Here is a 6,689-nt window from a genome sequence, read left to right on the forward strand (position 1 = left end):
CCCTCAGAGCTTGATCTCGATGTCGACACCGGCCGGGAGGTCGAGTCGCATCAGAGAGTCAACGGTCTTGGGAGTCGGGTCGAGGATGTCGATCAGGCGCTTGTGCGTGCGCATCTCGAAGTGCTCGCGCGAGTCCTTGTACTTGTGCGGCGACTTGATGACGCAGTACACGTTCTTCTCAGTGGGCAGCGGCACCGGGCCCGCGACCGACGCACCAGTACGGGTCACCGTCTCGACGATCTTCTTCGCCGAGGAGTCGATGACCTCGTGGTCGTAGGCCTTGAGCCGGATGCGGATCTTCTGTCCCGCCATGGCTACTTCGTAGTCCTGTCTCTCGTGAACGCTCTGGTACCCGGTGGTTCCTGATGCCCGTTCCTCCGACCCACGCGGTCGGGCGTGTCGCAGTCCCGCTGACACAGATGTCCCTTGTTCGAACATCCCTGCGGGATTGACACGGCCCTACCAGAACCGCGGACCGGGGGCGGACGGCCCACCGGGCGCCTGGCCGGCGCCGCGCCCACGCTTCCCGGAAGATTCCCGTACGTCCGCCCCTACGCCTTCCGGCGCATTGCATGGGACGACGAGTACTGTGGGACTCGCTTCCGGTCCTCCCGGCGGGAGGCGCGCAGCATCAACACTCGACCGAGCAACTCGGACAGTCTGCCACAGCGGGCGGGAGCCTGGCCAATCGAGCCGGAGAGAATACCCCGAGGGTGACGTAGGTCAAACGCCCGCCGCGCGCACGGCCCGGACACGGGCGGACGCCGGGCGACAGGGACGGCCGCCGGATCGGCGGCTCCAGTCCTGGCGACCACCGTAACTACCTCCCTCCCCCGCCGGGTGACCCCCATGAGTTGCGGCACACGGCCCGGTATGAGCAGGGCAGACTGACCCCGCACGCATTCATGGAGGCCGGGAGGGCCCGATCATGGTCAGGGTGAGGCTGGAGACCAGCCGTGAGCATGTCGCCGAACTGGCACGCCTGCGGGATCCGGTCGGTGCGGTCGAAGAGCTGTTGTGGAACGCGCTCGACGCGGACGGCGGATGCGTCGTCGTCAGCCTGGAACGCAACGATCTCGGTGGTGTGGACCGTGTCCAGATCCAGGACGACGGATGCGGCATGTCCGCCGAGCAGTGCGAGGAGTACTTCCGGCCCATCGGTTCGTCCTGGAAGAAGCGGGCGAAGGGCACGCCGGTCAGGAACCGTGCACTGCACGGCAAGAATGGACGAGGCCGAGTCCGTGCCTTCGCCCTGGGGTCCTTCGTCCGCTGGACCAGCGTGAGCGAGACCCCTCAGGGCAGACGCCAGCTTGTCATCGAGGCCGACAGGCAATCCATGGACGAGTTCGACATCGGGGAGCCGGAGCCGACGGACGAGCCCACCGGCACGTTGTTCGAGGCCTTCGGCAGTGATGAGTTGGACGGGCTCGGCGACGAACGGGCCAGGTCATCGCTCACCACGACGTTCGCCACTTACCTGGAGAAGTACCCGGACGTCCGGATCGAGTACGACGGCCGTGCCCTCGACCCCGCAGCCGAACAGCTGTACGCCGTCGACTACGCCCTCGACGTGCCCTTCAACGGGAGCGGCGGACCCGCGAAACTCAGGGTCGTCGAGTGGCGCAGGCCGGTCCCCCGCGCACTCTTCCTGTGCGACGCCGAGGGCATGTCCCGGGCCCAGCTCAAACCGGGCATTCAGGCTCCCGGCTTCGAGTTCACTGCTCATCTGAGCTGGGGCGGCTTCGACGACGTGGACCCCGAGGAACTCGCCTTCACCGATTGGGCGACGGAAGGCCCCCTGAGCGAAATGCTTGCGGCAGCTCGTGAACAGTTGCGCGCGCACTTCCGCGCCCGTGTCGACGAGCGCCGACGTGAGCAGGTCGCCGGGTGGCAGCGCGACGGCATCTATCCGTACTCCGCCGATCCGGCCGACGAGAGGGAGCGAGCGGAGCGTGAAACCTTCGACGCGGTGGCCACTACCGTCTTCCGGCACCTGCCGAAATCGAAGGGCACACGCAGGACAACCTTCGCACTCCTTCGATCCGTACTGGCTCATGAGCCCTCGGATGTTCTGCGGATCGCGGACGAGCTCTTCGCCCTGTCCAGGCAGGAGAGGGAGGAGCTGAACCGCCTTCTGGAGCGGACCAGCCTGTCAGCTCTGATCAAGGCCTCGACCGCAGTGGCCGACCGCATCGATTTCCTGGCCGCTCTGGAGCATCTCGTCTTCGCCCCGGAGGCGAAACCGCGCGTCAAGGAGCGGGACGAACTCCACCGCATTCTGGAGGACAGCTGCTGGGTGTTCGGCGAGGAGTACGCGCTGCACGTCAGTGACCGCAGCCTCAACGAAGTGCTCGTCCAGCACTGCCGGCTCCTCGGTCGCGACGCTCCCACGCCGGGTCCTGTACTGCGCGAGGACGGGCGGCCCGGCCGGGTCGATCTCATGCTGTCCCGCGCCGCACGGCATCGGAAGGGGGAGCGCCACCATCTGGTCGTCGAGCTGAAACGCCCCGGCCTGGTTCTCGGAATGGCCGAGTTCGGCCAGATCAACAGCTACGCGGAAGCGGTGATGTCCGACGACCGGTTCCGCGATCCGACGGTGATCTGGGATTTCTGGCTCGTCGGTAACGCCGTGGACAACACCCTGCGGCAGCTGGCCCACCAGACGGACCGCGTCCCTGGATGTGCGGTCTCCACTCCCGGCTTCCGGATCATGGTGAAGACGTGGGGAGAGATCATCGAGGACTGTCAGGAGCGCTTGCGCTTCCACAGCGAGCAGCTGGAGTACCAGTCCTCCAACGAGCACGCCATGGACTACCTCGTCCGCAACCACGGCGATGCGGTGGCGGAGCTGGTCGGCGACGGGACCATCCCCGCCCCGCGGGGGGCCGGCGCGGCCGCCACACCGTGACCGGCCGGGGTCGCGCGCGGACCCCACCGCTAAGGCGCTCCGTATTCGACAATGTGCGCCGGGCGAGGGTCAGCCCCGCGAGGCGTAGGTGACGAAGTCCGCCCACGCCGCCGGCGTGAGCACCAGCCGCGGGCCGGAGACGTTCTTGGTGTCTCGGACGTGGACGGCGGTGGGGGTGGGGGCGACTTCGAGGCAGTCGTTCACATCGGGGCCGCTGCTGTAGCTGCTCTTGAACCAGTGGAGTTCAGGGGTACTCATAGTGCTCCCAGCACTTGCTCGATGAAGGCCAGGGACTCCCCTGGCGAGAGCGCCTGCGCCCGGATGATGCCATACCGCAGTTCGAGGACCCGCAGCTGTCGGGGGTCCCGGGTCGGACGGCCGTTGAACATTCCGTCGGAGCGCCCGATGGCCGTGCCGTCCGCGAACCTCAGCAACTCGATCGGGCCGTTCAGTCCAGGATGGTCCCACCGCGCGGTCGGCATCACCTGGAGCTCCACGTTGGGCCGTTCCGCCACCTGAAGGAGGCGTTCGAGCTGCCCACGCAGCACCATTGTCCCCCCGACCGGGCGTTGGAGTGTCGCCTGCTCCTGGATAAAACTCAGTTCCGGCATGGGAGTTCGCTCGAAGATGGACTGCCGGGCCATGCGCGCAGCGACACCGGCCTCCAGCACGTCCGGTGAGTGCGCAGGCCGATAGACCCCGAACATCGACCGTGCGTACTCCTCGGTCTGCAAGAGTCCGTGGATGTGGAGGTTGCTGTACAGCAGCACGTCCACCGCCCGCCCCTCCAGCTCGGCCAGCTGCCGCACCTTCTTCGGATACCGGGCCTTCCGCATGTCCTCCATGAAGGCCCGCAGATGCCCCTGCGCCTTCAGGATCCGGTCCGCCCGGTCCAGGAACTCGGGGCGCGGGATGCGGGCCCCGCGTTCGATCTTGCGGATCATGTCCTCGCCGTACCCGAGCGAGGCCGCCAGCTCGGACACGCTCGTCCCGGCGGACTCCCGGCAGACCTTGAGCAGGCGGCCCACCGCCTGCACCGCCGGCTCGATCTCGTCGTCCGGTTCGACGTCCCAGCCCGCCTCGTCGACGCCCTCGTCCACGGCTCCTCCTTCGCGCGTACGCGTGCTTGTACTCGTACAACGCCCGGGACAGCCGAGACAGCCGAGACAAAAGCCGGGACAGTGACGGTACGTGGTGACGTTGTCACTCCTCCACGGAAGCAGGCTCCGACACGCTGAGTGACGTGAATCAGGAAATCAGCGACTTCACGCGCCGAACTGCCGCCGTCCCGGTCCGGAACTTCAGCCTCAAGCTGTCCTCCACACCTCGCGGCGCCCGTCTCGCCCGGCTGCTCGCCACCGAGCGACTGCGCACGTGGGGGATGCCGTCCCAACCCGCGGAGCTGATCGTCGGGGAGCTGGCGGCCAACGCCGTCACCCATGGCCGTGTCTCCGGCCGAGACTTCCGGCTGTTGCTGTACGTCGTCGGCGACACGCTCCGCATCGAGGTCACGGACACGCGCGGTGACCGGCTGCCGTGCCCGCAGACCTCCATCACCGACGCCGAGTCCGGCCGTGGTCTGCTGCTCGTGGACGCCCTCGCCGACCGGTGGGGAGTCGTCCCCGGCCCGCCCCCGCTCAAGACCGTCTGGGCCGAGGTGGGGGCGGGATCCATCGGTGCCCGGCCCGTCGTCCCGCCCCGGTGACCGGAAGGGCTGCTCAGCGCGTGACGGGACGGCCGTACGGCGCCGGGCTCGGTGCAGCGCGCCCCACGTCCCCGTGGTGGCCGCCGGCGGCGGCAGGCGCCCGTACCGCCGCCGGCCGCAGCCGGGTACTGCCGTGCGGTCCACCGAGCGGCGCGAAAGGGCGGCGGTCCCAGGTCCGCTCGTGCGGCACCTGGGACCGCCGCCCCTTCCGTGATGACGCGGGTGCGTCAGATGACGCCCTGGGCCAGCATCGCGTCGGCCACCCGCTCGAACCCGGCGATGTTCGCGCCGGTCACGTAGTCGCCGGGGGAGCCGTAGCGCTCGGCGGTCTCGGCGCAGGTGGTGTGGATGTCGGTCATGATCCGGGCCAGCTCGTTCTCGACCTGGTCGGCCTTCCAGGAGGTGCGCGAGGCGTTCTGCGTCATCTCCAGCGCGCTCACCGCGACCCCGCCCGCGTTGGCCGCCTTGCCCGGGCCGAAGGCGACCCCGGCCTGCTGGAGCAGCTGGACCGCCTCGGGCGTCGTCGGCATGTTCGCGCCCTCGGACACCGCCTTCACACCGTGCCGGATCAGGGTGGCGGCGTCCTGCGCGTTCAGCTCGTTCTGCGTGGCCGACGGCAGCGCCACGTCCGCCGGGACCTCCCAGACGCGCCCGCCGGGCACGAACCGGGCGGAGCCGCCCCGGCGCTCGGCGTAGTCACTCACGCGCCCGCGCTCGACCTCCTTGACCTGGCGCAGCAGCTCCAGGTCGATGCCCTTCTCGTCCACGACGTAGCCGCTGGAGTCGGAGCAGGTCACCGGGTTGGCGCCGAGGGCCGCCAGCTTCTGGATGGTGTAGATGGCCACGTTGCCGGAGCCGGACACGACGGCCGTCTGCCCCTGCAGGTCCTCGCCGCGCACCCGCAGCATCGCCTCGGCGAACAGCACGTTGCCGTAGCCGGTGGCCTCCGGCCGTATCAGCGAACCGCCCCAGCCGGCCCGCTTGCCGGTGAGCACGCCGCCCTCCCACCGGTTGGTGATGCGCCGGTACTGGCCGAAGAGGTAGCCGATCTCGCGGGCGCCGACGCCGATGTCACCGGCGGGCACGTCGGTGTACTCACCGATGTGCCGGTGCAGCTCGGTCATGAAGGACTGGCAGAAGCGCATGACCTCGGAGTCGCTGCGGCCCTGCGGGTCGAAGTCGCTGCCGCCCTTGCCGCCGCCGATGCCGAGGCCGGTGAGCGCGTTCTTGAAGACCTGCTCGAAGCCGAGGAACTTCACGATCCCGAGGTTCACCGAGGGGTGGAACCGCAGCCCGCCCTTGTAGGGGCCGAGGGCGCTGTTGTATTCGATCCGGAAGCCCCGGTTGACGTGCACGCGACCGTTGTCGTCCTCCCACGGCACCCGGAAGATGATCTGCCGCTCCGGCTCGATCAAGCGCTCGACGAGCCCCGGCACGGCGTACTCGGGCCGCGCCGCGAGCACCGGCGCCAGCGTGTCCAGCACCTCGCGCGCCGCCTGGTGAAACTCGGGTTCGGCCGGGTTGCGCCGCAGGATGTCGGTGCGCAGTTGGTCGATGGCGGGCGTGGAGGCGTGGCGTGAGGTCACGGCGGTCCCTTTCTGGCGCGGCTGACACCGGTTCCGGGAACCGGTGATGGGCGCTCGGCGCCATTGCCGCGCGCAGGACACGACGGTCCGGGCGGTCGCTCCGGACAACAGTCGACCCTTCAGTGTTACCCATGTGTAAACGGGAAGGCCAAGGGCCCCGGCCGGAACGTCCGCCATTTGAGACGTGACGGCATCGGTTTCGGGACGCCACCGGGCCGCCGCGCCGCCGGCCACGGCGGTCCGACGACGACCCGGCCGCCCCCGCCGGACGGTCCGCGACGTACGTCGCCGCACGCGGTGCACCGGTTCGCGCCGCCACGAGTTCCGCGAAAACTCCGCGAAGGCACTGAGGCAGTCATGCCACTCCCGGAGTCGACGGCCCCGTTACCTTCTAGACGGCCTCGATCATGAGGCTCCCGGCCTTCTGGCCCGGCATGACTTTTGCCCCCTGTCGACCATGACCCGGGGGGTGGTGTCACCGGGCCGGGAG

The 6,689-nt window shown here is 69.2% G+C and carries 6 protein-coding genes; 2 read left to right on the top strand and 4 right to left on the bottom strand.

Translation table 11 applies throughout. The features are described from left to right. Window positions 1–3: 3 nt before the first annotated feature. Window positions 4–312 carry a 30S ribosomal protein S10 gene (rpsJ, locus tag AC02VZ_RS24460; protein ID WP_003948644.1) on the bottom strand — a complete coding sequence of 103 codons (309 nt, stop codon included), beginning with the start codon at window positions 310–312 and terminating at the stop codon, window positions 4–6. A 616-nt stretch (window positions 313–928) separates the two neighbouring features. Here rpsJ and AC02VZ_RS24465 point away from each other — a divergent pair. Further along, window positions 929–2,908: an ATP-binding protein gene (locus AC02VZ_RS24465; RefSeq protein ID WP_476476390.1), complete on the top strand. Its 1,980-nt coding sequence runs from the start codon at window positions 929–931 to the stop codon at window positions 2,906–2,908. Window positions 2,909–2,977: 69 nt separating this feature from the next. Here the strand turns inward: AC02VZ_RS24465 and AC02VZ_RS24470 are convergent, their stop codons facing one another. Both AC02VZ_RS24470 and AC02VZ_RS24475 read right to left on the bottom strand, forming a co-directional pair. Then, a complete protein-coding gene (locus AC02VZ_RS24470; protein WP_432055008.1) occupies window positions 2,978–3,166 on the bottom strand; it encodes a DUF397 domain-containing protein in 189 nt (62 codons plus the stop codon). Continuing rightward, a complete protein-coding gene (locus AC02VZ_RS24475; protein WP_476476391.1) occupies window positions 3,163–4,008 on the bottom strand; it encodes a helix-turn-helix domain-containing protein in 846 nt (281 codons plus the stop codon). Before AC02VZ_RS24475 ends, AC02VZ_RS24470 begins: the two co-directional genes overlap by 4 nt. Before the next feature lie 143 nt (window positions 4,009–4,151). Here AC02VZ_RS24475 and AC02VZ_RS24480 point away from each other — a divergent pair, with 143 nt between their 5' ends. After that, window positions 4,152–4,613 (top strand): ATP-binding protein, encoded by a 462-nt coding sequence (locus AC02VZ_RS24480; RefSeq protein ID WP_476476392.1) that lies wholly within the window; start codon window positions 4,152–4,154, stop codon window positions 4,611–4,613. 227 nt (window positions 4,614–4,840) lie between these two features. On the opposite strand, the gene gdhA is transcribed toward AC02VZ_RS24480, so the two are convergent. Continuing rightward, a complete protein-coding gene (gene gdhA, locus AC02VZ_RS24485) occupies window positions 4,841–6,199 on the bottom strand; it encodes an NADP-specific glutamate dehydrogenase (RefSeq protein WP_432055006.1) in 1,359 nt (452 codons plus the stop codon). Between the last annotated feature and the right edge of the window lie 490 nt (window positions 6,200–6,689).

Source organism: Streptomyces sp. 3-6 (assembly GCF_056323165.1).